Annotated in this window: 26 protein-coding genes; 2 read left to right on the top strand and 24 right to left on the bottom strand. The window is 66.0% G+C overall.

What is annotated here, in order from left to right:
* The first annotated feature begins 30 nt into the window (after positions 1–30).
* Positions 31–213 carry a hypothetical protein gene (locus ACJ7Z0_RS27430; RefSeq protein ID WP_434792379.1) on the top strand — a complete coding sequence of 61 codons (183 nt, stop codon included), beginning with the start codon at positions 31–33 and terminating at the stop codon, positions 211–213.
* On the opposite strand, the gene ACJ7Z0_RS27425 is transcribed toward ACJ7Z0_RS27430, so the two are convergent.
* From ACJ7Z0_RS27425 to ACJ7Z0_RS27415, 3 genes are read right to left on the bottom strand one after another with little or no spacing between them, the layout of a single operon-like run.
* Entirely contained in the window at positions 195–725 is a 531-nt protein-coding gene (locus ACJ7Z0_RS27425) for a hypothetical protein (protein WP_434792378.1), read from the bottom strand. The two genes, ACJ7Z0_RS27430 and ACJ7Z0_RS27425, sit on opposite strands and share 19 nt — an antisense overlap.
* Positions 722–2,992: a hypothetical protein gene (locus ACJ7Z0_RS27420; RefSeq protein ID WP_434792377.1), complete on the bottom strand. Its 2,271-nt coding sequence runs from the start codon at positions 2,990–2,992 to the stop codon at positions 722–724. The genes ACJ7Z0_RS27425 and ACJ7Z0_RS27420 overlap by 4 nt, the downstream gene beginning before the upstream one ends.
* A complete protein-coding gene (locus ACJ7Z0_RS27415) occupies positions 2,992–5,415 on the bottom strand; it encodes a hypothetical protein (RefSeq protein WP_434792376.1) in 2,424 nt (807 codons plus the stop codon). The genes ACJ7Z0_RS27420 and ACJ7Z0_RS27415 overlap by 1 nt, the downstream gene beginning before the upstream one ends.
* Positions 5,416–5,527: 112 nt before the next feature.
* On the opposite strand from ACJ7Z0_RS27415, the gene ACJ7Z0_RS27410 reads away from it, so the two are divergent.
* Positions 5,528–6,385 (top strand): hypothetical protein, encoded by an 858-nt coding sequence (locus ACJ7Z0_RS27410; RefSeq protein WP_434792375.1) that lies wholly within the window; start codon positions 5,528–5,530, stop codon positions 6,383–6,385.
* A 15-nt stretch (positions 6,386–6,400) separates the two neighbouring features.
* Here ACJ7Z0_RS27410 and ACJ7Z0_RS27405 read toward each other — a convergent pair whose 3' ends face one another.
* The 21 genes from ACJ7Z0_RS27405 to ACJ7Z0_RS27305 form a co-directional block, all read right to left on the bottom strand.
* Positions 6,401–6,922, bottom strand: coding sequence for a hypothetical protein (locus ACJ7Z0_RS27405; protein ID WP_434792374.1), 522 nt, complete (start codon positions 6,920–6,922; stop codon positions 6,401–6,403).
* Positions 6,909–7,319 carry a hypothetical protein gene (locus ACJ7Z0_RS27400; RefSeq protein ID WP_434792373.1) on the bottom strand — a complete coding sequence of 137 codons (411 nt, stop codon included), beginning with the start codon at positions 7,317–7,319 and terminating at the stop codon, positions 6,909–6,911. Before ACJ7Z0_RS27400 ends, ACJ7Z0_RS27405 begins: the two co-directional genes overlap by 14 nt.
* Positions 7,316–9,430 (bottom strand): phage head spike fiber domain-containing protein, encoded by a 2,115-nt coding sequence (locus tag ACJ7Z0_RS27395; RefSeq protein ID WP_434792372.1) that lies wholly within the window; start codon positions 9,428–9,430, stop codon positions 7,316–7,318. Before ACJ7Z0_RS27395 ends, ACJ7Z0_RS27400 begins: the two co-directional genes overlap by 4 nt.
* Positions 9,430–10,197: a hypothetical protein gene (locus ACJ7Z0_RS27390; RefSeq protein WP_434792371.1), complete on the bottom strand. Its 768-nt coding sequence runs from the start codon at positions 10,195–10,197 to the stop codon at positions 9,430–9,432. Before ACJ7Z0_RS27390 ends, ACJ7Z0_RS27395 begins: the two co-directional genes overlap by 1 nt.
* An 82-nt stretch (positions 10,198–10,279) precedes the next feature.
* Positions 10,280–10,855: a glycoside hydrolase family 19 protein gene (locus ACJ7Z0_RS27385; RefSeq protein ID WP_434792370.1), complete on the bottom strand. Its 576-nt coding sequence runs from the start codon at positions 10,853–10,855 to the stop codon at positions 10,280–10,282.
* Positions 10,856–10,857: 2 nt separating this feature from the next.
* On the bottom strand, positions 10,858–11,211 hold the full coding sequence (locus ACJ7Z0_RS27380) for a hypothetical protein (RefSeq protein ID WP_434792369.1): 354 nt from the start codon (positions 11,209–11,211) through the stop codon (positions 10,858–10,860).
* A complete protein-coding gene (locus ACJ7Z0_RS27375) occupies positions 11,208–11,525 on the bottom strand; it encodes a hypothetical protein (protein WP_434792368.1) in 318 nt (105 codons plus the stop codon). Before ACJ7Z0_RS27375 ends, ACJ7Z0_RS27380 begins: the two co-directional genes overlap by 4 nt.
* A gap of 111 nt (positions 11,526–11,636) precedes the next feature.
* Positions 11,637–12,668 (bottom strand): hypothetical protein, encoded by a 1,032-nt coding sequence (locus ACJ7Z0_RS27370; protein ID WP_434792367.1) that lies wholly within the window; start codon positions 12,666–12,668, stop codon positions 11,637–11,639.
* Positions 12,668–14,428 carry a hypothetical protein gene (locus tag ACJ7Z0_RS27365; protein ID WP_434792366.1) on the bottom strand — a complete coding sequence of 587 codons (1,761 nt, stop codon included), beginning with the start codon at positions 14,426–14,428 and terminating at the stop codon, positions 12,668–12,670. The genes ACJ7Z0_RS27370 and ACJ7Z0_RS27365 overlap by 1 nt, the downstream gene beginning before the upstream one ends.
* Positions 14,425–15,927, bottom strand: coding sequence for a hypothetical protein (locus ACJ7Z0_RS27360; RefSeq protein ID WP_434792365.1), 1,503 nt, complete (start codon positions 15,925–15,927; stop codon positions 14,425–14,427). Before ACJ7Z0_RS27360 ends, ACJ7Z0_RS27365 begins: the two co-directional genes overlap by 4 nt.
* Positions 15,927–16,886 carry a hypothetical protein gene (locus ACJ7Z0_RS27355; protein ID WP_434792364.1) on the bottom strand — a complete coding sequence of 320 codons (960 nt, stop codon included), beginning with the start codon at positions 16,884–16,886 and terminating at the stop codon, positions 15,927–15,929. Before ACJ7Z0_RS27355 ends, ACJ7Z0_RS27360 begins: the two co-directional genes overlap by 1 nt.
* Before the next feature lie 3 nt (positions 16,887–16,889).
* Complete coding sequence (locus tag ACJ7Z0_RS27350) at positions 16,890–17,324, bottom strand: hypothetical protein (RefSeq protein ID WP_434792363.1); 435 nt, start codon at positions 17,322–17,324, stop codon at positions 16,890–16,892.
* Positions 17,325–17,333: 9 nt separating this feature from the next.
* Positions 17,334–17,843, bottom strand: coding sequence for a hypothetical protein (locus tag ACJ7Z0_RS27345; protein ID WP_434792362.1), 510 nt, complete (start codon positions 17,841–17,843; stop codon positions 17,334–17,336).
* On the bottom strand, positions 17,840–19,066 hold the full coding sequence (locus ACJ7Z0_RS27340) for a hypothetical protein (protein WP_434792361.1): 1,227 nt from the start codon (positions 19,064–19,066) through the stop codon (positions 17,840–17,842). Before ACJ7Z0_RS27340 ends, ACJ7Z0_RS27345 begins: the two co-directional genes overlap by 4 nt.
* A 2-nt stretch (positions 19,067–19,068) precedes the next feature.
* The gene (locus ACJ7Z0_RS27335) at positions 19,069–19,761 is read right to left on the bottom strand and encodes a phage adaptor protein (RefSeq protein WP_434792360.1); all 693 of its coding nucleotides are present in this window, start codon (positions 19,759–19,761) and stop codon (positions 19,069–19,071) included.
* The gene (locus ACJ7Z0_RS27330) at positions 19,761–20,120 is read right to left on the bottom strand and encodes a hypothetical protein (RefSeq protein WP_434792359.1); all 360 of its coding nucleotides are present in this window, start codon (positions 20,118–20,120) and stop codon (positions 19,761–19,763) included. The genes ACJ7Z0_RS27335 and ACJ7Z0_RS27330 overlap by 1 nt, the downstream gene beginning before the upstream one ends.
* A gap of 100 nt (positions 20,121–20,220) precedes the next feature.
* A complete protein-coding gene (locus ACJ7Z0_RS27325; protein ID WP_434792358.1) occupies positions 20,221–20,619 on the bottom strand; it encodes a hypothetical protein in 399 nt (132 codons plus the stop codon).
* Positions 20,620–20,702: 83 nt separating this feature from the next.
* On the bottom strand, positions 20,703–21,806 hold the full coding sequence (locus ACJ7Z0_RS27320; protein ID WP_434792357.1) for a N4-gp56 family major capsid protein: 1,104 nt from the start codon (positions 21,804–21,806) through the stop codon (positions 20,703–20,705).
* A gap of 178 nt (positions 21,807–21,984) precedes the next feature.
* Positions 21,985–23,007, bottom strand: coding sequence for a hypothetical protein (locus ACJ7Z0_RS27315; RefSeq protein WP_434792356.1), 1,023 nt, complete (start codon positions 23,005–23,007; stop codon positions 21,985–21,987).
* A 33-nt stretch (positions 23,008–23,040) separates the two neighbouring features.
* Positions 23,041–23,421 carry a Gp49 family protein gene (locus ACJ7Z0_RS27310; RefSeq protein WP_434792355.1) on the bottom strand — a complete coding sequence of 127 codons (381 nt, stop codon included), beginning with the start codon at positions 23,419–23,421 and terminating at the stop codon, positions 23,041–23,043.
* A 34-nt stretch (positions 23,422–23,455) separates the two neighbouring features.
* Positions 23,456–25,606, bottom strand: coding sequence for a portal protein (locus ACJ7Z0_RS27305; protein WP_434792354.1), 2,151 nt, complete (start codon positions 25,604–25,606; stop codon positions 23,456–23,458).

Genomic DNA, 25,606 nt, shown 5'->3' with positions numbered 1-25,606 from the left:
GCTGGCCTCGCGCCCTGATACATTCCGCACATGGCCAAGGACCCCAAGAACTTCACCGGCGAGGACTTCAGACTCCTGCTCAAGGCTGAGGAGCACCGACTCCGGTTCTGGGAAGACACCAAGATATCGGTGCAAGTAATTGCCGCTCTGCTCGGAGCGGCCGTGCTCATCCTTGGAGGCCTGGGCCTCTTCGTCTACAGCCTCTTTCGCTGATCCGTGGGCACGAGCCGATTGATCGGCTGCTTCAGGTCTCCGCTCTTCAGCCATTCGCGCAAGCGGGGCAGCGCCATCTCTTTCACCGGTCCGACCCGGAAACCCTGCGGGAAGTGTTTCGCATAGGCGGCCTTGGCCTCCTCGCGGCTCGCAAAACCCAGCAGCAGTTTGTGTTCGTCAAAGCGCCCTTTCGCATCCACCTGATCGACGATGAAGGCGCGCAGCGAGCGATGGTGCGGGCCGATGTAGACGTCGACGTGCTCGCCGTCTGCGCCTTCGGTGCGCAGCACATAGCCGTAGTGCGCGCTCATCTGGCGTTGCCACGGCCTACCGTCCTTGCTGACGCCCTTGCGCGTCGAGCCCTGGGGCCATTCGATGGTGACGTCGAGGCCCGCGATGGTCACGTGTCCCATCTGGAAGTTGCCCGCGGCGATCTGTGCATCGGTGGGAAGGGGCAGCGCGCTGAGCGGCGAGGTGGCGGCCTCGTGCGCACCGCTGTCGACATTGCTCATCGCGCGGCACCTCGCAGCACCACGAAGCCGCCGTTGGGCGCCGGCATGACGGTACCGCCCTGCTCTCGCGCGACGCGGCCAGCCTTGAGGCGGTTCTGGAAGGGCTTGCCGCCGTCCATGATCGCTCCCTTGCCGTTGTCCGTCGGTTGAGCAGTTCGCGAGGCAGCTGCGATGGTTGAGGCTGCGAGTCCTTGAGGAACTTCAGACTTGCCAGCTGCGAAGCGAACCACCTGCGGGCTTGTGGCCACCTTTGCCGCGAGTTTCGCGCCCACCGGCACGGCGATGGCACCAGCAATACCAGCGGCGTTTCCTGTGGCAATCGCGCTGCCCAGCGCGGCGACCCACCCGAACAGGCCCGCTTGGCGTGCGGTGCCACTCGGGTTCGCGAAAACCTGAGAGCCTTCGCGGCGAACCGAAGCCATGCGCCCCATTTGCGCAATGCGCTGCTCCAGCCCTGGGAAGCCCGACGTGTTGAACAGCGCCTTGCGCGCCGGCGCCGACAGGTTGGCCAGGTTGGTCAGGAAGGTCTCGCTGGAGAACGCATCGCCGATCTCGTTCTGCTGGCCCGGGCGTGCGCGGCCGAGGCGCTGCAGCACGGCTGCGGCGACCTCTCGGCGGTTCTCCACGGGCATGCTCTTCATCAGCCGGTTGATCTGGGTGCCGCCATCGGCGAGCCCGGTGGTCGCGGCTTTGAAGATCTTCTCGGGCGCGTCGCGGTTCACGATGGACGAGATCTGCTCCATGCGCTCGCTGGCCAGCCGCGTGAAGGTGTTCGCACGCGACCATGCTTGCTCGGCCTGCGGGCCGGCCGCCTTCGCCGTGGCGCCGAGGTCTTCGCTCAGCGCGGCATAGAGCTTGGACCACTTGTCGCGGTTGATCTCGGACGTGAAGTTCGCATCCGACATTTCGCGCCCGACCAGCGTGCGCATCTTCTTGATGCTCTCGTAGGGCAGCGCGGCGGTGTTGAGATTGGGGCCTTGCGCGTTCGTCAGCCCGCTGCGCGCGCCGGCCTGCGCCTGCGCAGCTGCGGCCTTCTCAAGGTCCGCCACCAGCGACTTTTCGAGGTCGTTGAGCCGCGCATTGCGAAACCACGCTGACAGGTTCTCGGCGCCGTCGATCCCCGCATTGAGTTCCTGCATGGCGGTGCGCGTGTTGCTCACCGTGATGGGCGCATCGGGCGCGATGTGCTTGTCGAGCGCGTTGTACAGGCGCTGCTGCGTGGCCCGCACGTTGTCGCGGAAGGTGTTCACGCCGCGCGAGATGGCCTCGCCGGCGTCCACGCCGCTGGCGTTGGGCGAGAGCGACTCGGTGATCTTCTGCACGCTGTCCTGCAAGGCCTTGGCCTGCTGCTCTCCCTTGCGGATCATGACGCCGGATCCGCCGATGACGTTGGACAGGCCGGTCTCGGCGCCCTGGGCCGCGCGGCTCTGCGTGGCCTGGCCGAGCGTAGGCGTGGTGCCCGCGGCTTCCTCAAAGGTGGCGATGTTGTCGACCATGCGCTGGCGAGTGGCTTCACCGCCTCGCAGCGCACCGCGCACGCCCGCCTGCGCTGCATAGGGCACGGCCGTCGGCGCCAGCGCGCCAGCAAGGCCGGCCACGGTCTGCGCCACCGCACCGCCGCCGCTTTCGCGCGTGACGCCCGCGGCACCGCCGCCCGTTGCGCCGCTGACGGCCTGTGCGGTCGGAGCGGCCGCCAGCGCATTGCCCACGGCTTTGGTGATTGGCCCCGCCGCCTTGGCGACGACCTGCCCTGCCCCCACGCCAGTCAGCGCGGTGGCGGCGCCCGTGGCTGCATCCTGCACGACGCGCTCGGTGGCGTTCTCCGGCTTGGCCACGCCCGTCTGGTCCATGATGTTGCCGAGCGCGCTGGAGAGCTTCTGGAAGCGGAAGCCGTTGCCCTCCCCTGCGACAGTGTCCAAGCCCGCATTGATCGGGCCCGTGATGGCATCGGAAACCACGCCTGGCAGCGCGGCTGCCCCCTGCACCGCCGCACGTGCCGTCAGACCCACCTGGTGGCCGATCTCGCCCAGCACCGACCGCTCGGGCTTGCCGGGCTCGGGCGCCGGCACGTTCGGCACCGCAGCGGCCGGCACAGGAGCAGGCGAAACGATCTCGTCCTTTGCCCAGAACGAATCCGCGGCAGCGGCCGGCGCCGACGTGGCAGCAGCAGCTGGTGCCGGCACGGCGACGCTGGCAGCGGCGGGCGCTGCCGGCGCTGCCGCGGGTGCCGGCGCGATGATTTCGTCGCTCTCCCAGAACTCGGCCATTACTGCTTCCTCCGCGTGCTGCCGTCCGGCGCGATGTAGGTGGCGCCTGCGGGCAGATTGGCGTGATCGGCTGGGCTCGCGACGGCGGCCGGCTGCGCAGTCCGCGTGCCGCTGGTGCGAGCGATCTGGTCTGCCATTGCGGAGCCGGTGGGCCCAGCTCTCAGGCGGGCGGTCTCGATGATCTTGTTGAGGCGCGCCTGTTTCTCCGCGACGGTGGTGTCGCCGTCGTTTGGCTGCGCGAAATACGAGCGGCTCAGCCCGTGCAACTGCTCCTTGGTGTAGGCCGCGCCCGTCGCCAGAGTGAGCGCTGCATCGAGCGCATCGAGCTGCGCGGCTTCGACGCGCTGGCGGTCTTCGGGGCGAAGCGCATTGGCGATGCCCTCCGGCAGCATGTTGATCGCTGCAGTGCCGACACCTGGCCGCGTGGCGCCCGGGTTGGTCTTCGCCACCTCGCTGATGGTCTTCAGCGCGTCCTCCATGCGGATCGCATAGCCAGCGGATTTCGCCTGATCTTCGGTCAGCGCCTTGTTCGCCTTAATCCCTGGATCTGCCGGGCCTCCCGGGATGGGTTCCGCGCGGGTTCCATCGGCAGACCAGCGATAGTTCGCCGGTGGCGCATTGCCGCTGACCTCGCGCCCTTGCAGCGCCGCCAGCTGTCCTGTCGCCATCTTCTGCTGCGCCGGCGTGCCATTGAGCACCAGGTCCTGCAGCTTGGCCGTGCGCGCTTTCTGCGCCTGCTCGACCTCGGCGGAAGCCGCGGCACGGTCATCGCGGTTCGCGTCCAGCGTGACCTTCTTGCTGTCGAGGGCCAGGCGCTGCTGATCAACGCCGAGGGCTTGCTGGGCGCGGGTGTCCGCCAGCCTGGCGCGCGCATCGGCGCCGCGCTCCTGAATGCTGGCGCGCTGGGTGTCGCCGGCCTCCTTCGCAGCGACCTGCGCCATGCGTGCACGGGCATCGATAGGCGCCATCGCGGCAGCCACCGCAGCCTCGTTCGCCTGGGTGCCGCGGCGCGGCGACCACGAGGTGCGCGCGAGTGCATTGCCGAGGTTCGCCTGCTCGTTGAACTGGGCCCGCCGATCGGCTTCGGTCGCAGCGCTGTCGATGATCGGGGAGCCACCTTGGGGCACCGCAGCGTTCGAGGCCTGCAGATTGGCCAGCTGCGCGTTCGTGTCGGCCAGGCTGCCCAGCGGATTAGCGCGCTCGGGCGCGGCAGCCGGCATGGCTGCCAGCTGCATCTGAGCTGGTGCGGGAGCCTGCACAGCGGCCGGTGCCGGCGCTGGGGTCAGTGGTGCTGCGGGAGCGGCCGCGGGTGCAGCAGCCGGTGCTGGGCCGGTCGTCGCAGGCTCCGGCCACGGCGCCGCCGATTCATAGCGGCCGCGCGGGATCTCCGCCACGTAGGACGCTGGGGCCGACGAAGCTGCGGCAGCCTTGGGCGAGAGGGATGCAAACTGAACCGCCGCGGCACGCTGCATATCGTCTCGTGCGTTGCCGGCCATGCCAGCGAGGGCCTGTGCCGCTGCATCGGGAGAAGCGAAGGTCGGCACCGGCTTGCGGGGGTCTTCGATCTCTCCGCCATCGGCATAGCCCACCACGGACTGAACCGGCTCGAGGGGCTTCACGGGTGCCGCAGCGGGTGCGGGAGGCGCTGCAGCGGGGGGAGCGGCTGCAGCCGGGCGCCGGGTGCCGAAGTTCTGCGAGGAAAGGGCTGTGCGCGCGTCGGCCGCGGCATTGAAGCCAGCGTTGCGATTCGCGTAGTCGAGCGGTGCCGGTGCCGCTGCAGTGGGTGCTGCTGCCGGCGTTGGAACGGCTGCAGCCGCTGGCACCGCAGTTGGAGCTGCAGGCTTCGCGAACACCGGCATTTGCGCGGCGGGCGCGCCGAGGACTGGTGGCTTCGCCGGCGGGGGCGGCGCGCGGAACGCATCGGCAACGCTCACGGTACCGCCCGGGGCCTGCCCGTTCACCGAGATCGGGCCGCTGACATTGCCGCCAGAGTACGCATTGCCCACGCGGATGACGGCTCCTGGATCGTCGATCACGCCGCCGTCGGCACGCGCCAGGCGGCCCATCTTCTCGGCGGACTTGTTCGTCGGCTTGTGCGTGGCTTCGACCAGCGCCTCGAGCTTTTCCTTGCCGATCGCTGCGGTGGTGTCGGCCGGCAGCATGAACTCGCCGGCGGAGCCCCAGAGCGGCACCGAGTCGGAGGTGGGACCGCCGGGCCCGCGGACCTCGCCGCCGTGCTCGATCGATTCGGCGCTGGCGTGCGAAGGCGGCATTTGCGCCATCTTCGCGGCCGCCCCACTCGGCTTGGCGAAGTGTCGAACGGTGGTGCACCGCACCGAGCCGCCGTCGGCGAAGTGCTGGATCTCGGTGCGCTTCGTGCGCGCCAGCATGGCGGCTGCGCTGCCTTGCGGGGTGTCGGTCATGGAGGCCTCTCAGAGTACTGAGACGGCATTCTTCGCGCGACGGCGGTGGTCGCGAAACCCCAGTGGGGGGCGCTCAAATGTTGTCCAATAGCAGAAAGAGGACGGAGCATTCATGGCGAAATATCGCGAAGACCCTATGAGCGCAGCCGATTTGCGCAAGTACTTGGAGAGCCAAGACGATTTCGGATTGGAGTTGGCCATCTACGCCAAAGCACGGGCGCTCGGATTGCCAGCGACCCACGGTGGCACCTACGAAGATTCGGTAACCAGCAAGTCGCGACAATACGACGTGAGGGCATTCGCCATACAAAACGAATGTCGCATTGATCTGGCAATCGAATGCAAGAGCCTAAAGAGCGCCTATCCACTTGTCCTATCTCAAATTCCCAGGATCGACGAGGAGAGCTACCACCAGGTCATTTGGTCATACACCCGTAGTGCTGATTTTCCCTTCAGAGAAATTGGGCCGCCTTCCAAAACATTGACGCTAAGGCAGACGGACGGCATGTACCCGATTGGAGCGATGGTCGGCAAGTCGACTTCTCAAGTAGGCATGACCGAAAAGGGCGACTTCACCGCTGGAGACTCCGAGGTCTACGAAAAATGGACGCAAGCGCTCGGCTCAGCAGCAAGCCTGGTTCAGGACGCTGCGTACTATGAGGAAGCGAGCGAGGGCACATTTAGCACGGTCGTCCTTCCCTTTCTTGTCGTCGCAGATGGCACCCTCTGGACAGCCGACTACTCCAGCGACGGACTATTGATGGGAGATCCGGTGCAATGCACGCACACGACGTTATTTGTCGGCCGCGATTATTGGCGTGCAGGAGGAATTTCTTACCAAATAAGCCATCTTCACGTCTGCACCCGAAAAGGCATGGAAGAGTTCCTGGATAGGGTGGCTCTCGATCAGGGTCTTTGGGATCTGCTGTTCCCAGCGGTAGAGATATTCGAGGCTGCCGCTGCCGGGTAGCTTCGAATACCTCACTTACTGTGCAATCAATTCTGCCCGGCACGACGCATACGCCGCGCTCATCGTCTCAACCTCGGTCAGGGCGTCTGCAAGGCGTCGAGCACCTTCTTTCGAAAGTACCCCACTGGCCGCGCCGGTGTCTTCTGCACCAGCTCCGGCGGCAGCGGCGGCTTCACCTGGGGCGCGTCCACCACCACTCCCGGCATCACGGGTGCAGTCGTGCACCCGGACGCGCACAGGAGCAGCACGCTGCTGCTTGTCGTCAGCGCCAATCTGAGCCACAGCTTTTTCATCGGTCTTCCCCTGCGCCGCGGCGCGTTCCTCCAGTTTCTTCTGCAGCGCATCGCGCTCGATGGTGCGCTTGGCGAGCAGCTGCTCAGCGACTTTGTTCTGCGCCTTGATGGCGTTGTTTTGGACGGCCAGCGCGAAATCGGTGGCGGCATACATGCGCTTGTACTGCCAGGTCGATAGGCCCAGCGCCACTACGAGCACCGACAGCGCCAGCAGCGCCCAGTTGCGGAGGTCAGGTAGCACCATGCTGCGCCTCCTGGGCGGCGGCCGCATCGCGTTGCGCTTGGAGCTCTTGCAGCTGCTCGACGAACAGCATCTTGAGCCCGATGCGCGCCAAGGCCACATGCGGCTCTTCGGTGCTGACGTCGCAGGCGGTCAGCAGCGCGGTGCACTCGGGCTCGGTGATGGCCCGGCCCACGCTGTTGCACAGCATCGCCATCAGCGCGGGATCTGCGAGCACAGCGGCGAACTGCTCCTCGATCATCCCGGTGCTGACGTAGTGGGTGAAGGGAATGTCGCCGGTTGCCGAGAGGCCGGTGGTGAACATGTTGGCAGCGGGGGCGCCTGCCAGCGTGACGACAAGCTCTCTGGCCAGGGGCGCCTGCGCGGCCGGCACGATCATGCAGCGATGGACGTAGCTCATAGCGCGATCCCCATTTTTTGGCCCACATAGCGCTCGGACACGAACAACTCGTCGGGGGTGAGCGCGCGACCGATGACCATCAGACTGTAGAGGCGGCCGTTGAAGCGCAGTGACGTGCCGGCGCGGCTGCCGACGTACAGCGGATAGCTGCCGAAGTTGCCTGCACCAGCCGTGCTGTTGCCCGCAGCGGCCAGGGTAGGCAGGGCGCCATTGATCCGCGGGAAGATTTCCGAGGTCCGGTTGGCGCCCGCGATGTCGCAATACATGCTCAGCACATTCGAGATAGGTGCGGTGAATGTAGTTGCCCGGTATCCGGTGCCGGGCGGTGCGTCTCCTGCCACGTCGAAGCGGTAGTTTGCGGTGGTCGTGTCTGCCGGAGCTTGAAGCAAGAACGTTCCTGCGTTCGACGCTTCAGACGCGCTGAGTTCGGCGATCACGCCGGCAACAGCATCACTCGCCTTGTGGACACCAGCGAACACGCTGACCTTGTCAGTTCCCGACAGATCGAAGTTGACCGTACCTCCTGCGCCGCCAGTAGCCATGCCGTCATCTGTGCCATCGGTGCGCAGATACAGCGGCCAGCCGAGCCAGTCGTAGTCCGTGGCCGTGTCGATGCGTTGATACGCACCGAGCACAGGGTCGGCCTCAAATTGAGCGCCCCACATCGACACGTCAGCACTATCAGCGGTAGCTTCATTGCCGCGAAGACGAACCCGGATCGGGCTAAGGGACGTACCGACGGCCACTTCCGTGCACGAGAACCTTTGCCATGTCGGTGTGACAGAAATCAAATGCAGTCCGCCTGCCACTCCAACCAACATGAATACCTTGGTAGTTCCATCGTTGGTCTTCATCCAAATCGAACTGGTGTAGGAGCCACCCACTACACCTGTGATACTGGCCGCAAACGAGAATTGCGACAAGTCATTCGAAGTGGTGCCACCGTTCAAAGCGAAGACGACGCGATCAGCAGTCGAGGTTCCATCAGGCGCAACCGCTGTGTCCGCAGTTACTACGGGTGCCGTAGCAGTCCCCGTCGCAGCTTTCGCCCACGCAGCGTCATCCAGCTTTTCACTTTTCGTAAACAGGTTCACACGCGCCGACAACACCGGACGTGCAGTGCTCGTGGCTTGCGTCAATGGGATGACTGTTGGCAATTCCTGCACATAGACAGAAGCGACCGTACCATTGAAGGCGTTGCTGTAGATGTAGAGACTGGTGGTCGTAGCTGTGAAGACGCGCCGATACGTGCTGACCGTGGAAACGATGATCGCGTTCGGCCCCACCCCGTCATAAGGCACATAGAAGGTTCCGGCAGTGCGGGCTGTGACACGAACGAATGCTTCGTAGGTTTTTCCGATAACCAACCTGTTGGTGTACCCAATCGTGCCGGTGTTACCTGCATTGGTGTAGCTGCCATCGGCGTTGTCAACCCAACTGCCATTGTTGACAGTGGGGGCACCTGTCCAAAGGTTCGCGCCGCTGATTGGCTTGATCGTGAGGTTGTCAACAGTGAACGTGGTCTGCGTGGTCGTGGAGCCGCAGAAAAACGCGATGCCGAGCGTCGTGCTTGAGACATAGATAACCCGGCGCGCGGTGCCCACAGTGGATGCGCTGATTGCGAGGTACTGCGAGCCGCCCGACAGGTCGGAGCCGAGCGCCAGCTGTGCATTCCCGGCGAGACCGCTGAAGGCGCTAATGTCGAACGTCACCTCGTACCAGCCGATTGGGACGGTCAGAGCCTGACGCAAGCGCGCCGTGCCACCGCTGCCGGCCGCGCCGCTGTCGAGCACGACGCGAGAGCCAACCAAGGTAGTCGTGCCGGGTGCCGCGTTGGGTGTCGTCCAGCTCGTGAGGCCAGAGTCGAAGCCGCCGTTGAGCACGACCTCAGCGCCACGAGGCGCACCGCCCTTCGACTTGTCCATCATGAACCCGACAGGCTGCTCCACCGCTGTCACGGCGGTCTGAGCAAAGTTGTCCTGGTACATCGTGGACAGGTCGCTCGGGTCGTACCAAGCGCTCGCAGGGGTCGAAGCAAAGATGCCCGCGATCACGTCCGCAAGCGCCGTAGGCGCGCGGTGGCCACCCATCCGGGTCGCGCGTGCCTGCATTACGCAAGCTCCGTCAGTTCCAGCGTGCAGTCCGACACGCCGCCGCGCATCACGGCGATATTCGGCGTGGCGGGCACGGCGACGTCCAGTCGCTCGCCCTGAGCGATGAAGTGGGCCGTGGCCGAGGCGGTCTGCGCGGTGCTTCCGATGGCATAGCGCCCGTCGCCGGCGCGAGCGTAGATGGAAATGCGGCGGCAGGTGGTGGTGAGCGGCGTGTTCACGCTGGCGGCACCAGCGGCCAGCTGGCGCGCCACGAGCGGCTGCTTGATGTTCTCCACCGGAACCGCGCCAGTGGACAGCGCAGGGATGCGCGCCAGCAGCGTGGTCCAGTTCTGCATCCCGCGCTTGATGAACGCGACGATGCTGAAGGAACCGATGTCGGAGGCTGCGGGCGCATCGTCCTTGTCGCCCTGCGTCGCATCGGCGCCATCAGCGACTGTGACCGCGCTGCTGCTACCACTACCCGCAGCAGTCGAGATCGTCACTTCGGCGCCCAGCGGGCTCGCATACACGCCAGGCGCACGCCGGGAGACGCGGAAGGTCACCGGCCCATGAACTTCCGCTTTCAGCTTGTTCGGGCCGCTCAGGATGACCAGATCGTTCCATGCGCTGGTGGAGCGCTGCAGCTGGATGAACAACGGGCTGTCATTCGGAATGCCCGAGCCGCTGTCGGACGTCAGGAAGACGGTCGCGGTCTGACCATCAGCAAGAACGGTTTCCGCAGAGATGGCCGCAGCAGTGCCGGGCGCGAGAAGTTCGGTTGGCATGGTCGTTGGTCCTGATTCGCTTCAATGGGAGGCATTGAATCGATGACCCTCTGCACGGCCAAACCCTACTGGGTGGCGCGTCTCAGGCGAGCCCCAGCGCCTTGCGTGCGCCGTTGTAGAGCTCGAGGCGCTCGGCCCATCCGTTGGAATCCCCCACCCCTGGGGTGGCGCGGCCGCGGTTGATGATGTCGCATACCTTGTCGAAGTCGCCGGCATCAGCCCAGGTGTTGAGCTTACGCATGTCCCAGTAGTCGCACGCCGACAGCGCGGCCCACTGCGGCTCCGCCAGTTTCTCCGGTTCGGCTTCGAAATCGGGAACATCGGGAAAGCGTTCGCGGAGCCGGTCGCGCGCGGCGGCGTGATTGGCCCGCCCGGTCGTCTGGATCAGGCCGTGGCCAGCGTACCGCTTGCCGTCGCCCGGTTGGGTGTTGCCGAGGTCGACGCGACCCTCGTAGCGCCGCTGCGCCGACGTCGGCCCCCAGAGCTCGGTCGTGTAGACCAACCGGCCGGACTCGTGCCCGATGTTGGGCAGGAACATCGCTTGCCGCAGCGGCGTGGTGATGTTGTAGAAGGCCATGCCGGCCGACAGCACATCCGCGAATCGCTGCGCTCGGGAAAGCTGGGCGCCAGTGCAGCGCGCCAGAAGCTGCGCGTCCACGGTCAGCCCTTTCCCACGTTGATCTGCACCTCCTCGGAGCCGGCGACCGTGCTGACCTGCCCCGTGCGCACCGCCTGTTCAAGCGCCGCGGCGCGCATCGCCTTCTGCTGCCATGCCTTCGCGATCGGCAGCAGCACCAGCAAGATGAACGCTTGCAGCACTGCCTTGCCATCGGGCGAGAGCTTCGGGATCAGCACGCTGGCCAGGTCCCAATGGTCGAGAGCCAGCTGCAGCCAATCGGGGATGTACGGCACGATGGTGGCCGACATGCCGACGTAGAGCGCGACACTGCGGTACCAGGCCGCCACGACGTGCGCGTTGTACCAATCGACGAGACGTTGCTTGAGCGTGGTCATGGGATCTTCCTCGGTGGGGGGTAGTTCGGGGCCACAGGCGCGCCTTGGCTCGACTTCATCGCTCGCATCTCGCCCTCGATGTTCTCCATGCGAAAGCGCAGGAGGGCCTGTTCGCCCGCCAGGGTGGTGACTTGGGTATTGCCGGCCTTCACGGTGATCTGCAGCTCGCCCACGTCGCGCACGAGCTGGTTCACGTTGAAGTACATGCTGACCAGCGTGAAGCCGACGGTGATCAGTCCAGTGAGCACCCATGGCAAGGGGATGCGCAGATCGATGATCCGCGTGGTGCGTTCGGTGTTCGGTTCGTCGCTCATCGATCGACGCCCATCTGAATGGTCATGGGAGGCTCCTTGAATTGCCGGCATCGTGCCGGCCCAAGGAGCCCGGGGCGAACCCTACAGGGGGGACGCCGCCCCCCGGTTCGATCAGGTGTTCGTGGTGTCCGACCCGCTGATCGAAGCGCTCGAATTGATCGCGTTGAGGCCTGCGGCTGCCTGCTGGCCGACGAGCTGCGCGCCGGCGATGGCCGCCCGCACCTTCGACTCCAGCGAGTTCATCTGCGCCTGCAGGTTCGCCTGCTCGCCGCGCATCTTCAGGTCCGCATCAGCGATGGCCAGCTGCACCCGCGGCTGAAGCGCCGCGGACTCCGCGCTGTACAGGGCGACCAGCGCGCGCGAGGCCTCCGAACGGATGTTCGCGAGACCCGTGGCCAGCGACATGGCGGTCTGCGGGCCGAGCATGATGGTCTTGATGTAGTCGCCCGTGGCGTCGAGCGCGACCTTGCGCTGGTCGAGCACCTGCTTCACGGCAAAGCGCACGTTCTCGATCTCGGTGTCGAAGGACTTGATCGAGATGTCGCGGCTCTGCTCGGCCAGCTTGCGGCCGGCGTCCAGGCGGATCTGGTTGATCTGGTTGGTCAGCGCGCCTGGCGGCACCGGCCAGCGGCGATTCGCCCAGGTCGCCGTCGCCTCGTCTTCCGCGCGCTGGCTGTCGGCCAGGATCCGGGCCCGGGCACGCTCCCACAGCTGCTGCTCGACCACAGGGCTCAGCCCGGAACCGCCCGAGGTGAACGCGGTATGGCACCAAGCCAGCGCATCGTTGTAGAAGCCCGGGTTCGGGAAGTAGGTGCTGATGAAGTCCGCCCACGAGTCGGTGATCAGGTTGATCATCTGGTCGCGCTGGGTGTTGTACATCGCCTCCGCGTCGTTCGGACTGTCCGGCGGCAGGTCGGGCTTCAGCGGCGGCAGGTAGGTCGTGTCCAGCGTTGGCGTGAGCACGTGCGGCGCCGGATCGGCGAAGCCGATGGCCTGGCCGATGCGCAGGTCCCCAGATTCGGACTTGCTCTGCGCGTTCGCCCACATCGCGTTGATGATCTGGGTCGTGGTGACCGGCGCGCCGGCGCCGCCGCTCGTCGGATCGGGGATGGTGACGATGCCACCGGGGGGAATAGTTGCCATCAGATCCTCCGTGAAAGGTCGGCGACGTGGAATTCGACGGTGTCGAGTTCGAAGTCCGCGCCGTCTTCGTTGAAGAGCTCGAGCTCCACATAGTTCGTGCGCAGGCCCTTGCCAAACGTCACGCGCTGCTGCCTCAGCTTGTCGCTGTAGCCGCGGGTCTTGTAGACGAACTCGCGGCCCTCGGCGATCAGCTTGACGAACAAGTGGCCAGTACCGGACATGCCGACATAGCACTCGCTGACCGTCTTGAGCATCGGATTGCCGAAGTCCAGCTCACCCAGGCTGATGCGGGAGCGGATCAGCGCGCCGTCGTCGGTGTCGCCGTCGAGTTCGAAGATGCCGGCGGCGCTGGCGCCGTAGTACTTGCTGCCGATGCGCGCGAAGCTGTTGAAGGCGTAGTTCGAGTAGCTGGTGTTGCCGCCGCTGTCGAGATTGATCACCCAGGTCTCGTTGTCGCTCTCGGGCACGCCCAGCACGGTGCCGCTGCTGGCCAGGCTCAACATCACAGCATCGACCACGGCATTTGCGGCGAAGGTCGAGCCGAGGGCGGCTTCGGAGAGCATCTCGGCAGAGACCGCGGTGTGCACCACGAGCGTCGAGGCCACGGTGCCCGTCGACAGCATCGACACCACGAGGAAGCTGGCCAGGGTCATCGACGCCCCGGCCACGGCCACCGAGCCGATCGAGGCATTGAAGTTGCCTTCGTAGGCCGACAGGTTCGCCGTCAGCGGCGGCAGCGTCGCGAACATCTCCGCATACGGATGGTCGGCGGCCAGCATGCGCAGGCCCAACAGCGTGCCCGCGAGCGTAGCGGTTTCGCCCGTCAGGCCATTCAGGCTCATCGCCAGCGGCGGCAGCTGCCAATCGCCTACTGCGTAGTTCGGCAGCACCACGCCCGATTCCATCTGTGCGGTCAGGGCCGGCAGCACGCCCGACAGTTCCGCAAAGGGACCCTGCGTGCCGAAGAAGGTCAGCGGCAGCAGCACGCCATCCAGGGTGGCAGTCTGCGCGGTCAGGTCAGGCGCGCTGACCTGCACCAGCGACGGGTTGAACACCTCGTCGTCGCCCGAATACAGCGACACCTCGAGCCAGGCCGGCGCGGTCGGCGCGCTCGTGGCGGTCGCCACCGACACGCCGGCCATGTAGTAGGTGATGGTCGTGCCGGTGCGGTCGATCTTAAAGACCGTCGCATCGGTGTAGGTGCCCAGGTAGGCGCCCTGCACTCCGTTCTGAATGACGCGCGCCACGCCGTGGGACAACAGGAAGGCGTAGTCGGTGGTGTTGCCGCTGTAGTGCGCGTCCACGCCGTCATAGACGTTGAGGCCGGCGATGATGCCCACGGCGCTGGCGCGCGCTTGGAACTGCACGTAGCCGTTGGCCGTGAACATGGCGATCGAGCGGCCGCCGGCGTTCCAGCCAAGGTTGTAGTTCGAGGAGACGGTGCCGCCCGACCCTGGCGAGCCCGGCACCGCGAGTTGCTCCGCAGTGGCGGGATAGGTGACAGGCACCAGCTGGTCCCAGCAGCCCCAGGTGCCGACCTGAATCGGCGTGCCAGGATCAGGCACCCAAATGGCCGTGATCGCGCCCGAGGCCTCGGTCACGTAGGTGTAGTGGCCCGAGCCGGTCTGCTGGAAGCCGCAGACGCGGCGTGTCTCGTACACCGTGCGCGCGGGCTGCGCCGGCACATACGGAATCGCGGGAATCTCCATCACCTCGACCGTGGTGTCGATGGTGGTGTTCTTGATGAGGGAGTTCGTCATGGTTCGGCGGCCCGGCAGTCGTACAGCCACGGCGTGGCGGGAGCGGCATTGGCTGGCAGATCGTCCTTGCGCAGCATGGTCACGAGGGAGAAGTTCCCCATCACCGGCAGCCCGGTGGCGGGCGGTACGCCGTTCTCCGTGATGGCGGCCCGCAACGTCCAGGTCGCGCCCCAGTCCTTCGACTGGTAGAGGTTGTAGGCACCGTCGAACATCGGGCAGATGAGGGTCTTGGTGTCGATGCCCGAGGGCACGCCGGTGCAGTACTCGGGCAGTGGCATGTAGCCGCGCTCGTCGAACCCTGTGCCGTTGTTCGTGAACCGGATCCGTGCCGGCGCGTTCCACTCGGCGCCGCCGGCATCGTCTCGCGTGAAGACCAGCACGCCCTCGGGGACGGCCAGCAGGTCGCGGCTCAGGAAGCGTGCGGCGCCGATCGGCAGGCCGTCATACAGGGTGGTGCTCGCCGACAGCGCGCAACCGGCGCCTGTGTTGATGAGGCCCATCTTCACCTTCACCTTCACCACGGGCGTGGTGCCGTCCATCTCGATGTAGGGCACGTGCCCGATGGCCACCGACAGCGTGCGCGACAGCGGCGCCGTGCGGAGGTTCGCTTCGGCGATCGCGTCGTTGAAATAGCCGGGGTGCCCAATGTCCAACCCGGTGATGGTCAGCAGCTCGGCCGCGAACATGCTGTCCGTGGCGCTGGCCCAGCCGAGGCCGCCATCGGTCGTGTAGTTGAAGCGCAGGCCAGGGCATGCAAGGGGATCGATGGTGGTCACCACGTCCGTCGGCCGCAGGTAGCGGTCCATCTTCAGAATCACGCCTGGTGCGAGCACGCTGGGGGTCGCGTACCAGCCGATCTGCCCGGGCAGGTATTCGGTCCCGCCGAGCGTGCGCGTGGTGCCGTCGTCATGCACGAAGGCCTGCAGGTACTGGCCGCCGCCGTCGAGCCCGGTGAAGGTCAAGCCGGTGTAGAAGGTCGGCGTGGTGCCGACGTAGCGGTAGCCGCCGCGCACGATGAACGACAGGGTGCCCGAGGCCTCCTGCGGCACCGCGGGGTTGTAGTCGTACAGATCCGCCAGCACCCGACCGTTGCGGGTGCGCGCAAGGGTGTTGGCAAAGACCGTGGCCGGATCGCCGTCGAAATCCGTGTAGACGGTGGACGGCCCATTCTTGAGGATCGACCCCCAGCCCTTGCCGTAGAAGCCGACCTCCGACAGCACGAAGCCGCCGTTGTCGGGTGCCAGGCCGCGATCCGAGAAGGTGCCGCGCGCCGTGGCCGAGCCGAGCACATGAGTGCCGGCGCCCACCAGGTCGCCGAGAACGTAGTAGCCGTCCAGCGCGAGATCTGGCTTCTGGAAGATGTTGGTGAATTCGCCCGCTTTCCGCACCAGCGCATTGCCGCGGCGGCGCGTCGTGAAGTCCGCGCTGTCGCCCTGCACCCAGTTGGCGGCCTGGCGCCCCTGTGAGGTCGGGCCGTTGCGGAACTTGCCGTAGGCCATCAGACAGCCTCGCGGGTACCGGTCAAGGAAGTCCAGAACGGTGGGATCGCGCTGATCACCTCGAAGGTGGCGAACTTGTTGCTGTTTCCAATGCAGGCGAACTTGCCCGGCGCATATTGGCAGGGCTTCCAATCCCAGAAGAAGCCGGAAGCGCCCGTGCCGCCGAGGTTCACGGGAATCGAGGTGAAGACCGTCGCGTCAGTACTGGTCGAGAAGGTCGAGGCCGTGTCCTGCGATACGAAGTCGCTGCCGCAAGTGCCGATGACGCCCCCGGAAGTTGTCGAGTTGCTCCAGGTGATGCCGTCCGGACTGAAAGCTGGGTTTGGGTAGCGGTTGATGACGAGGTAGAGCGCGCCGTTGTAGAACATCCGGTCTGCGCCATCGCCCGACGACACGTTCATCTTGCCGCGCTGGGTCCATGTCACCCCATCGGGGCTGGTCATGAAATAGTTATCGTAGGGCGTGGCGAATTGCTGCTCCACATCCATGCAGAACCGCGCACCGTCCCAGATGACGTCAGTACAGAGCCAGTTGACGCCCAGCACCGTGACCGCGTTCCAGTTCTCGCCATCCGTGCTCCACAGCTGCTGGTTGGTGTTGTACGCGGTCATGCCGAGCACCCAGCGCGTGCCGCTCCAGGCCAGCATCGAGTGCGAGGAGCCGCCCGCAATCGTGCCGTTCGTCCACGTGATGCCGTCCGTGCTCTTAGCCCAGCGTGTGTTGTAAACGACGAGGAAGTACGAGCCGTTCCACGCCACAGCATTGTGGTACCGCTGACCCGCAGGTAGGGGATGCGTGTAGGACGTCCAGGTCGCACCGCCGTCGCCCGAGCGATAGTAGGTGCTGCCGTTGTCCGGCATCACCACGAACACCGTTCCGTTGCCCGCGATGTGCGTGGAATAGCCGCCAGTTGCGCAGTTGCCGGGCAGCGTGCTCGTGACGATGTTCAGCGTGGGCATGGCTTAGAAGGTCGGCAACGTGATATTGGCGGCGTCGATGGTCTGCACGGCCGTGGCGGTCAGATTGACGCTCGACATGTTCAGGTCAGCACCGGCGGTGCCGCAGGTGCCCTGCAGACGCGATTGCGTGGTGCTGAGCACGCCGGTGTCGCCCGCGGCCACGAAGCGGAAGTAGGTCGCGGTGCCGGTGGCCGCGTTGACCCCGCTCCAGACCTCGACCGCCTTTGGCAGCGTGCCGTTGGCGGCCGTGCCCAGGCTGAGGCCCGTGGCCGTGCTGTTCAAGGTGATCGTGGTCAGCAGCGTGCCAGTCACGGCCGCGTCGGCATCGGCTGGCACGGCGCCGCCGTAGATCATGATTTTGCCCAGCGCGAGCGCCGTCTTCAGCGAGCTGCCGCTGAGAACTGCATTGCGCAGGCCGGTGGAGGCTTTGAGAGTCATGGTGGTTCCTTACGCAGAGACGAGAGAGTTGCCGGCGGTCACGCTGAGGACGTCGCCGGTCGTGAGTACCTTGGGCGAAGCGAAACGCACGGCGCTGATGAGCACGCCCGTGGTGGCCCCCTTCGGCGAGGCCGAGCCGATGAAGCCGCCGTAGATGGTCTTGTCGGCCGTGAAGGTGAATTCGGCCTTGCTGGCCGAGTTATCGACGGCGCCCGCGGCCACGGCACCTTCAACGAACTCGACACGCGCGCCCGGGGTGTACGCCGTGCACTCGGTGGCGGCCGCGGCGATGGTGGCCGCGCTGGTCGTCGGCACCGGCGTGTAGTTGCCCTCGAACAGTCCGATGAACCAGGTCGCGACCTGCGTGGCGCCCTTGAAGGTCACGCCCATCATGTGGTTGAGGCCTTCCGTGGGGATGAGGTTGTGCACGACCTCGCGCTGCGAGCGCCGGCCGTCGGGCGAGACGACCTCGACCACGTAGGTGAAGCCGCTCTCGGCTTTGGATGCGAGGCTGTTCATAGGATGGTGCCTTTCCGGACGATCTCAGCGTCCATGAAGCTGGTCGCGGCTGCGACGGAGGGCTCCACGCCGAAGCGGGTGGAAACGATGTGGTGCATGCCGTCGCGCTCGCGGTACAGCGAGGCGCCCGTGGCGGCATTCGAAAGCTCCAGCGCGTCTTCCTGCACGTTCTTGGCTGCGCCGGTCGCATCGCCGATGACGAGGCCGCCAGGTGCCTGCCAGAACACCTGCAGGTCGTTCGGCGAGCTCCCGCTGGTGCCGGGGATCGCGCCGTACGGGAGCACCGTCTGCAGCGACTCGTTGAACAGGTCGTCGATCCAGTAGGTCTTGTCGGCGCAGATGTACACGCCGCCCTCGGTGGGCTCGACGACGGTCACCGGTGCCGGGAACGGGAAATAGGACTTCGACGGGTCGGTGATGCCGTAGCTGTAGGGCTCCGAGACGCACAGGGTGTTGCCGCTGGCCACCAGCATGCGGCCGCGGTGGTGGCGCACGACCGTGCCCGCGGGCATCAGCGCCATGTTCAGCGTCTCGCAGCGGCGGCCGTCTTCGGCGTGGGTGACGATGGCGACGTTGCCTGCGGCACCGGTGGCCTGCCGCGTCAGGATGTCGCCGTTCGGGCCGGACATGTAGACCTCGACCGCCGTGGGCGCGGTGAAGGCGATGCCGCCGCCATCGGGCACCTCGAGCTGCGCGACCGGTGTGGCAGGCGATTCGCCGTCGACGGTGCGCACGGTGAGTGCGATCAGGTAGCGGCCTTCGCGCAGCGCACCGGCCGTCAGAGTGAAGGCAGGCACGGCGGCGAGCGGCTCCGTGGCGATGGGGCGGTCCACGCCCTCAGCCACGCGGCGGATGACCTGGCCGTTGGACCAATACACGTCACCGTCGGCGCCGCGCGAATAGGAGATCGGGAGCGCCGGCAGGCCTGCGCGCACCGCCGAGCTGGCCAGGGCCGCGCCGCTGGCGGCCAGCGCCGTGAGCGAGCCGTTGATCACCGCGAAGGCGCCCTGCTTGTCGCTCCAGATCGAATGGGACTGCCCGGCGATGGTGCTGGCGGTGCCGCGGCGGCGCTTGAGATAGCCCTTCTTGTTGATGTCGACGTTGTCGGCACCGTAGAGGAAGGTCGCCTTGCTGCGGTCGGGCAGGACCGTCTGCAGCTGCGTGGGCTCCAGCCGGTTGTTGATGCCGGGGGCGAGAGAGCCGACTTTGACGGTGCGCACCATGATCAGAACCGCATCCGCACCACAGGCGGCCGCTTGTCGCGGCGCTTGCGCTGCACGTTGGCATCGGGGCGCTGGCCGAAGCTGGCCGTGAAGGCGGCCTCGTGCTTGGCGGCGGCGTTCGCGTCGAAGGTCTCGGAGTCCTTCTTCAGGTAGGCACAGCGGTACATCCACTGCATCAGCCGGTCGTGATAGAACGTCTTGAGCTCCGGCACTTCGGTGAGGTCGTTCACGCTGTACGGTGCCAGCGGCGTGCGGTAGACGGTGAGCGCGAGGGTTGGCGCCACCGCGATGTCTTCGGCCCGCGGGATCCGGTAGAGCCGCAGGGTGTCGGAGCCCGAGTGCACGTAGCGGCACGGCCGCCCGGCCAGGGTCTCCCAGGCCACGTGCTCTTCGTCGAGTGCCTCGGTGCTGGTGACGTCGAGCGGCCGGCCGTTCCAGGTCAGGCGCTTGATGCGGAGCACGGACGGGTGCAGCGTGTATTCGCCGACGCCCGCCAGCAGGGTGATGGAGCAGACGGCCGGCGTGGTGTGATCCTCGATCAGCAGCGCACGCTCGGCCACCTCGTTCACCGCCTCCGTCAGGTAGCCGACGATCTCCTCGTCGGACCACAAGACGTCCTCGCTCCCGCCGCCGAAGCTGCCGGCCTTGTCGTCGAGGACGCTGCGGAACGTGGCGATGAACTGCTCGACGTCCATCAGTCGCCTGCGCCTTCCTGGCTGATCTCGGTGAAGATCGCGTCGGCTTCCTCGCGCTGAACGGCGAAGCCGACACGCTTCTGCAGCGCGTTGAGGTTCGGCGTGCCATCGTTTTTGAAGTCGCCTTCGTTGTCACCGTCGAGCATCAGGCGGATGGCGTCGCCGATGACCTTCTTGCGATCGAAGTTGGCTTCGTCGTCGGTCTCGACCACCTCGTCGGGCGACGTCAGGCAGCCGCGGGCAATGGCTTCGCGGCGGAACATCGGCGGGACTTCGGTACCGGCGCGCTCGATAACGAGCATGTGGCCGCTGGTGAGGCCGATCGAGACGGCCTCTTCGGTGGGTGCATAGAGCTTCATGGTCAGTTTTCCTTTGTGCAAAAAACCCGGCGGAGATCAAGCCGCCGGGGGTTAAAGAGCCCTCGCGGGCCCGTCCACTTCACCAGGAGAAAGCCGTGGCTCAGCCTTGGTTCGTCAGGCCGCGGCCGGCGACGATGTACTCGACCTCGAGTCGTGCGGCACCGGCCGTGGCAGCGGCACCGGTCTGGGCGATGAGGGCCTTGAGCCATTCGCCGACGGTGTGCTTGTAGCCAGTGAGGGTGAGCGCCGTGCGCGCTGCCGTCTTCAGGTCGACGGCGTTGGCGTAGCGCGTGGCCAGCGTGGCATCGCCGAGCGACAGGGTCGCGGTCGTGGCCGAGTTCCAGGCGGTCAGCACGGTGAGCGCACCGCCCACCACGATGGCATTGCCCGGCAGGCTGATCGCGTTCTCGGCCGTGCCGTACGCGGCGGGGTCGGCAAAGCCGATGTCGAGGATCGCCACCAGGCGCGGCTGGCGATCGGATTTGCGTTGGAGCGACATGATTCTGTCCTTTCAGTGACAGGGTGTGCGGAGGGTGTTCGGGGAGATGTGGAGGGCGGAGCCGAAGCCCCGCCCTCGCCTGCTTACTGCAGGTAGTGGTCGACGGTGACGATGCCGAAGTCTTCGACCGTCTTGGCGTAGATCGAATAGAACTTCGGCTTGAGCAGGCCGAACATCTTGTCGACGTTGATGCCCTGCTGGCTGCCGTACTGGAAGGACTTCTCGTCCCATTCCGGCACACCGATGTCGGCCATGCCCAGCGCTTGCGAACCGCACAGCAACGTGCGGGTGCCGTTCACCAGGCCGGCGGCGCCCCACTTCGAGCCCGAAGCCGCGCCCTTGGTGTTGTAGACCAGGCGGTGCTCGTGGATCACGGCGCCGTCGACGGTGATCGTCGCACCGGTGAACCACGGGCTGTCGAGGCCCGACTTCGTGGCCACGCCCACGACGGCGCGCTGGTAGTCCGGATCCTTCTTGAGCTGCGCCAGAGTGCCCGGCTGGACGAAGAGCACGTAGTACTCCTTGCCCTCCGACATCAGCGGCTTGACGTAGTTCTCCTTCGCGTAGGCGATGAGGTCCACGATCATCTTGTAGCTGACGGTGAAGGCGGTGGTGATCGAAGCCGTGTTCGACGTGGCCAGCGCCGTGCCGTCCCACATCAGGGCGCGCTTGGCGGTCGGGGCCGACACGTCGGCAGCGAATGAGAGCGTCGGGAAGGCTGAGCCCACGCGCGGCGCACCGTTGTTCATGAAGGCATACGAGATGCCCGACATGGTCAGCAGCGCCAGCTGGTCGACACGGTTGGCCAGCCAGTAGCTCAGGCGGCTCTTGCCCATCTCGCGGAAGTTGATGACCGTCTTCTGGTCGGCCAGCTTGCCCTTGTTCTTCACGCCGTGGTTGATCAGGTCGATGTTGAGCACCTGGCTGTAGCTCTTCATCTCTTCTTCGTTGCCTTCGCGCTCGTTGTCGCCGACACCGCCGTCTTCGACCAGGTCGGCCACCAGATGCATGAGCACCTGCTCGCCCTTCTCGGTCTTCGTCAGCTCGGTGATGCGCTGGATCACCGAGTTGTCACCGGTGCCCAGGAAGCGCTTGATGAACATCTGGTCGCGTGCGGCTTGCCACACGTCGCGGGACCAAACGATCTTTTGTTGCGGCGTGAGTGCCGCGAAATTGGTTGCAGCCATTTGGCATGCTCCTTTTGCTTTGGTTGGAACGTCGGTTGAGGCGTTGCGCTGCCAATGCGGGAACATGACGTTGGAGGCGGTCAAGGCGCCGGGCTGCTTTTCCGTCCTGCCGTGTGGACGAGGTCACCAGGTGGCGCCTGAGGGGCGGTGAACTCCCTCAGGCCCGGTCGCTGCGGAACTAGTCGCCGCGCAGCTTCTTCTTCTCGGCTTCCGGGAGAGCTTCGAACTGCGCCTCGGTCATGGTGGTGACGTCGATGCGGCCCTGGGTGGCCCGGTTGCCGATGCCGTTCACGATGGCGGGAGGCTGCAGGTTTGAATCTGCTGCACCTCGCTTCAGTGCGTCGGCGGTGCGAGTATCAATTGGCGGTGTAGCCGTGGGCAATTCCCTACTGGGGGGCACACCAGGTGCTGCAGCAGTCGCAGGAGCCGGTGCAAAGCGCGGGGCGACCTCCGAGGCGGCTTTCTTCAAGGCGAGGTGCGGCTTCATGCCGTCGGCGATGTAGGCGTCGCGCGTGGCCACGATGATGCGCAGCGCGGTGGCACCCTCCGCCGTATTCAGGTACGGGAAGTCGGCGATGGCCTGATCCGAGGCTTCCTCGAGCGCGGTGGCCTGCTGCGCCTGCGACAGCTCGCCGCGCACCCGCACGCTGGCGCGCTGCTCGGCCGTGGCCAGGATGTGGTCGTTGATCTCGCCGCGGATCTTGAGCGCCTTGTCGGTGTCGCCATCGAGCAGGGCTTCGGTGTACGCACGCTCCTGGGCGTTGATGTCGAACGACGGTACCGCCGGCGCGGCCGCAGGTGCAGGCGCAGGTGTCGGGGTTGCAGCTGCAGGAGCTGCAGCGGCTGCCTTGAGCCGCGCGTTCTCGGCCGCCAGCTCGTCGGCCCGCAGCTTCTCGGCCTTGCGACGCTCGTTCACCTCGTTGAAGCGCGACTTCGGGATCTGGCCGCCGTTCTGGCGTTCGATCTCGTCGCCGTCGAGGTCGTCGGCAGCTGCAGCAGGTGCCGCGACAGGCGCGGCCGTCGGAGCGGCTGCCGGCGCGGGCGCAGGGGTCGGAGCATCGGCCGCGTCGATGCTGTTGCCGTCGTTGTCGAGCAGCGGCTCGTCGTCAGTGGGGGTGAAGTTGTCGCCGCGGTCTTCAGCGGTCTTGGGATCAACGGTCACGGGGACGTTGGTGACGTTCACGAGTTCTTCGGTAGCCATGGTGGTTCTCTCTGGTGGTGGTGGATTGGGGGATCAGGCGGCGGCGTGCAGCTGCTGCTTCAGCGCGTAGCCCATGAGCGGCCAGATCTTCTGCACTGCGTTCTCACGGGCGATCTTTCGGCCGATCTCGGCGTCGAAGTTCTCCGGGCTGGCGCATGCGCTCTCGCCGGTTACGGTGAAGCCGTTGCGCAGCACCAGCACGCAGAAGGTGAGCAGCTTGAGTGCATCGGCATCGCACATCGACATGTCGCGGCCGGCGTCGGTCATGAAACCGTTGTAGGCCGTGAAGTACGTCTCTGCGCTGATGTTCGCGGCGATGTCCGCGGGCGTGACGCGCGGTGCGGTCTTGCCCTTGGCCTGAATCTCCTGCTCGATGGCGCCGTCGTCGGTTCGGGGCGAATGGATGTGGTTCATGGATGCTCCTTGGTGGTGGTTGCGGTGGTGGTGATCAAGCGGGCATCTGCGCCATCGGGTTCGGCCGCACGCCGTCGGCCTCCGGTGTCTCGATGCCTCGGTTCACGCCTAGCTCGGGGCTGGCCGGCGTGAGCGGGTTGGTGTTGTTCGGGATGAGGCCCTCCGGCGCCACGGCCATGCCGGGTGCGGCTTCGGGCACCAGCGGGCCGCCGTCCATGTCCTGGAAGCCCTGGGAGCCCAGCAGCGCATCGGCAAGCGCGCTGGTCTCAGGCGTGGCGGCGATGACCTGCGCCGTCTGGATGGCGCTGTACATCGTGCGGCCCTTGGACTCGACGGTCTCGGCGTCGGTCTTCGTGGCTTGGGCCAGAGCGAGCTTGGCTTTGGCCTCGGCCACCGGATCGACGGGCGGCGCCTTGGCAGCCGACATGCCTTCGATGATTTCCTGCTTGTCCTGCAGGTTGGAGTAGCGCACCGGGATCTGATCGGGGATGGCGATGCCCGCCTTCTTCATCTCCATCGCCTGCGTGAACTGGCTGTTGTTGAAGGTGATCTGCATCGGCTGCTCACTGACCACCACGTCGTATTCACCGATCGTGATGTCGTTGAAGTAGCTGCCGTCGGGCATCGGCTTGTTGATCTCCAGCACCTCCTCCTTTTCGTTGCCGAACTCGTCGGTCTCGGTGATGCGGAAGATGCGGTGGCTGTCGTAGTAGCGCTGGATCATCTTGGCCAGGCGGATGGCCAGCAGCGCGCGGGTGTAGCTGAGGTTGTCGAGAGGCACTGCGAGCTGCTGCTGGCTGGCGAACTGCTTGGACTGGATGGCCACGCCCGACACCTCGGCGCCCTGGGCACCGCGCATGGCCTCGGGCACGGTCACGTCCTTGAGCGCTTGGGTGGCGCGGTCGATCAGGCGATCGATGCCGGTCGGCACCTGGTTCGGCTCGATCTTCTTGGGGGGCGTGGAACCCTTCTTGAACTCGATATGGAGGCCCGTCTGGCCGCCGACCGTCTCGAGCTCGCCATCTTCCATATTGGTGATGGACTCCTCTTCGGTGATCCACCCGCTGTTGGCCGCCGTGTTCACGATGGCCACGAACTGGCTCACGCCCTTGTTTAGTGCCTCCTGCGGGCCGATGGCGTTGTCCACCATGCCCCGGGTCTTGCCGCGGCGGAAGTAGGCGAAGTACGGCACTACCGTGAAGTGCTGGTGCGGGCTGTACTGATCGAAGATCAGCGCGCAGTAGGTGCTGACCGTCCACTTGATGCGCCGGCGCATGCGGCTGGCCCTGATCGCGCCCTTCTCGGTGGCGGCCGCGACCTGTTCCGCGGTCATGTCGTCGATCGCTTCGATGTCGCCGGTGTCCGGGAACACCATGCACTTCGTGTTCATGTAGACCCACTTCTGCCGGTCGACGATGCGGTACCGGCGCAGGAGCTTGCCTTCCAGCGTGTTGTAGGCGTCGAAGGTGCCGCTGCTGCTGCGCAGGCGGTCGCCGAAGCGGTTGCGCCGCGTCTCGTCATCCATCTCGCCCCAGTCGGAGCCGTCGTCGCCGGAGGCCTCGGCCTTGGTGCGAGCGTCCTTTCCGTACAGCTGCTCGATCTCGTCGAGGGTGAGCCAGCGGGTGATGATGACGTCGCCCCACGAGTCGGGGTCGTAGGACTTCGCATCCGGATCCGGCACCACGTCGAGCGGATCGAGCGTCTCGACTTCGACCTCGCCCTTCATGTTGGTGTCGAAGTTCATCCGCAGGTTGAAGTAGCCGCGCTGCTGGATGACGCCATCGCCAAACACCTGCGTCTCCTTCCAGTGCAGCTGCGCCTGGTCGGCGATCTGCATGGCCACCTTGGACAGGATGCCGGCCGTCTGGAGGTCGCCCTTGTTGCCGCGCGGCTTGAAGGCAATGTCCATGCGGTTGTGGATCTGGTAGCCGATCGCACTGTTGATGCTCGGCATGATCTCGTTGAACTCGTAGAACGGCCGGCCCTCCTCTCGCAGGATCGCCTTGTCGTCTTCGCTCCACTGCTCGCCGCCGCCCAGGTACATGCCCTCGCACTTCTGCGCCTGCGCCATGTAGTCGAGGTGGCCCTGGTCGCGGCCGTACAGGTAGCGGTACCAGTTTTCGCGCGCGATGGCGTCGCCCTTGGGCTCGGGGGTGTTCTTCGAGGGGTAGACAGCAGAGGCCAT

This window comes from Variovorax palleresanus (assembly GCF_051144945.1).
GTDB lineage: Bacteria > Pseudomonadota > Gammaproteobacteria > Burkholderiales > Burkholderiaceae_C > Variovorax > Variovorax paradoxus_S.
The sequence above is the reverse complement of the archived record's forward strand: the minus strand, read 5'-3'. Positions and strand labels throughout refer to the sequence as shown.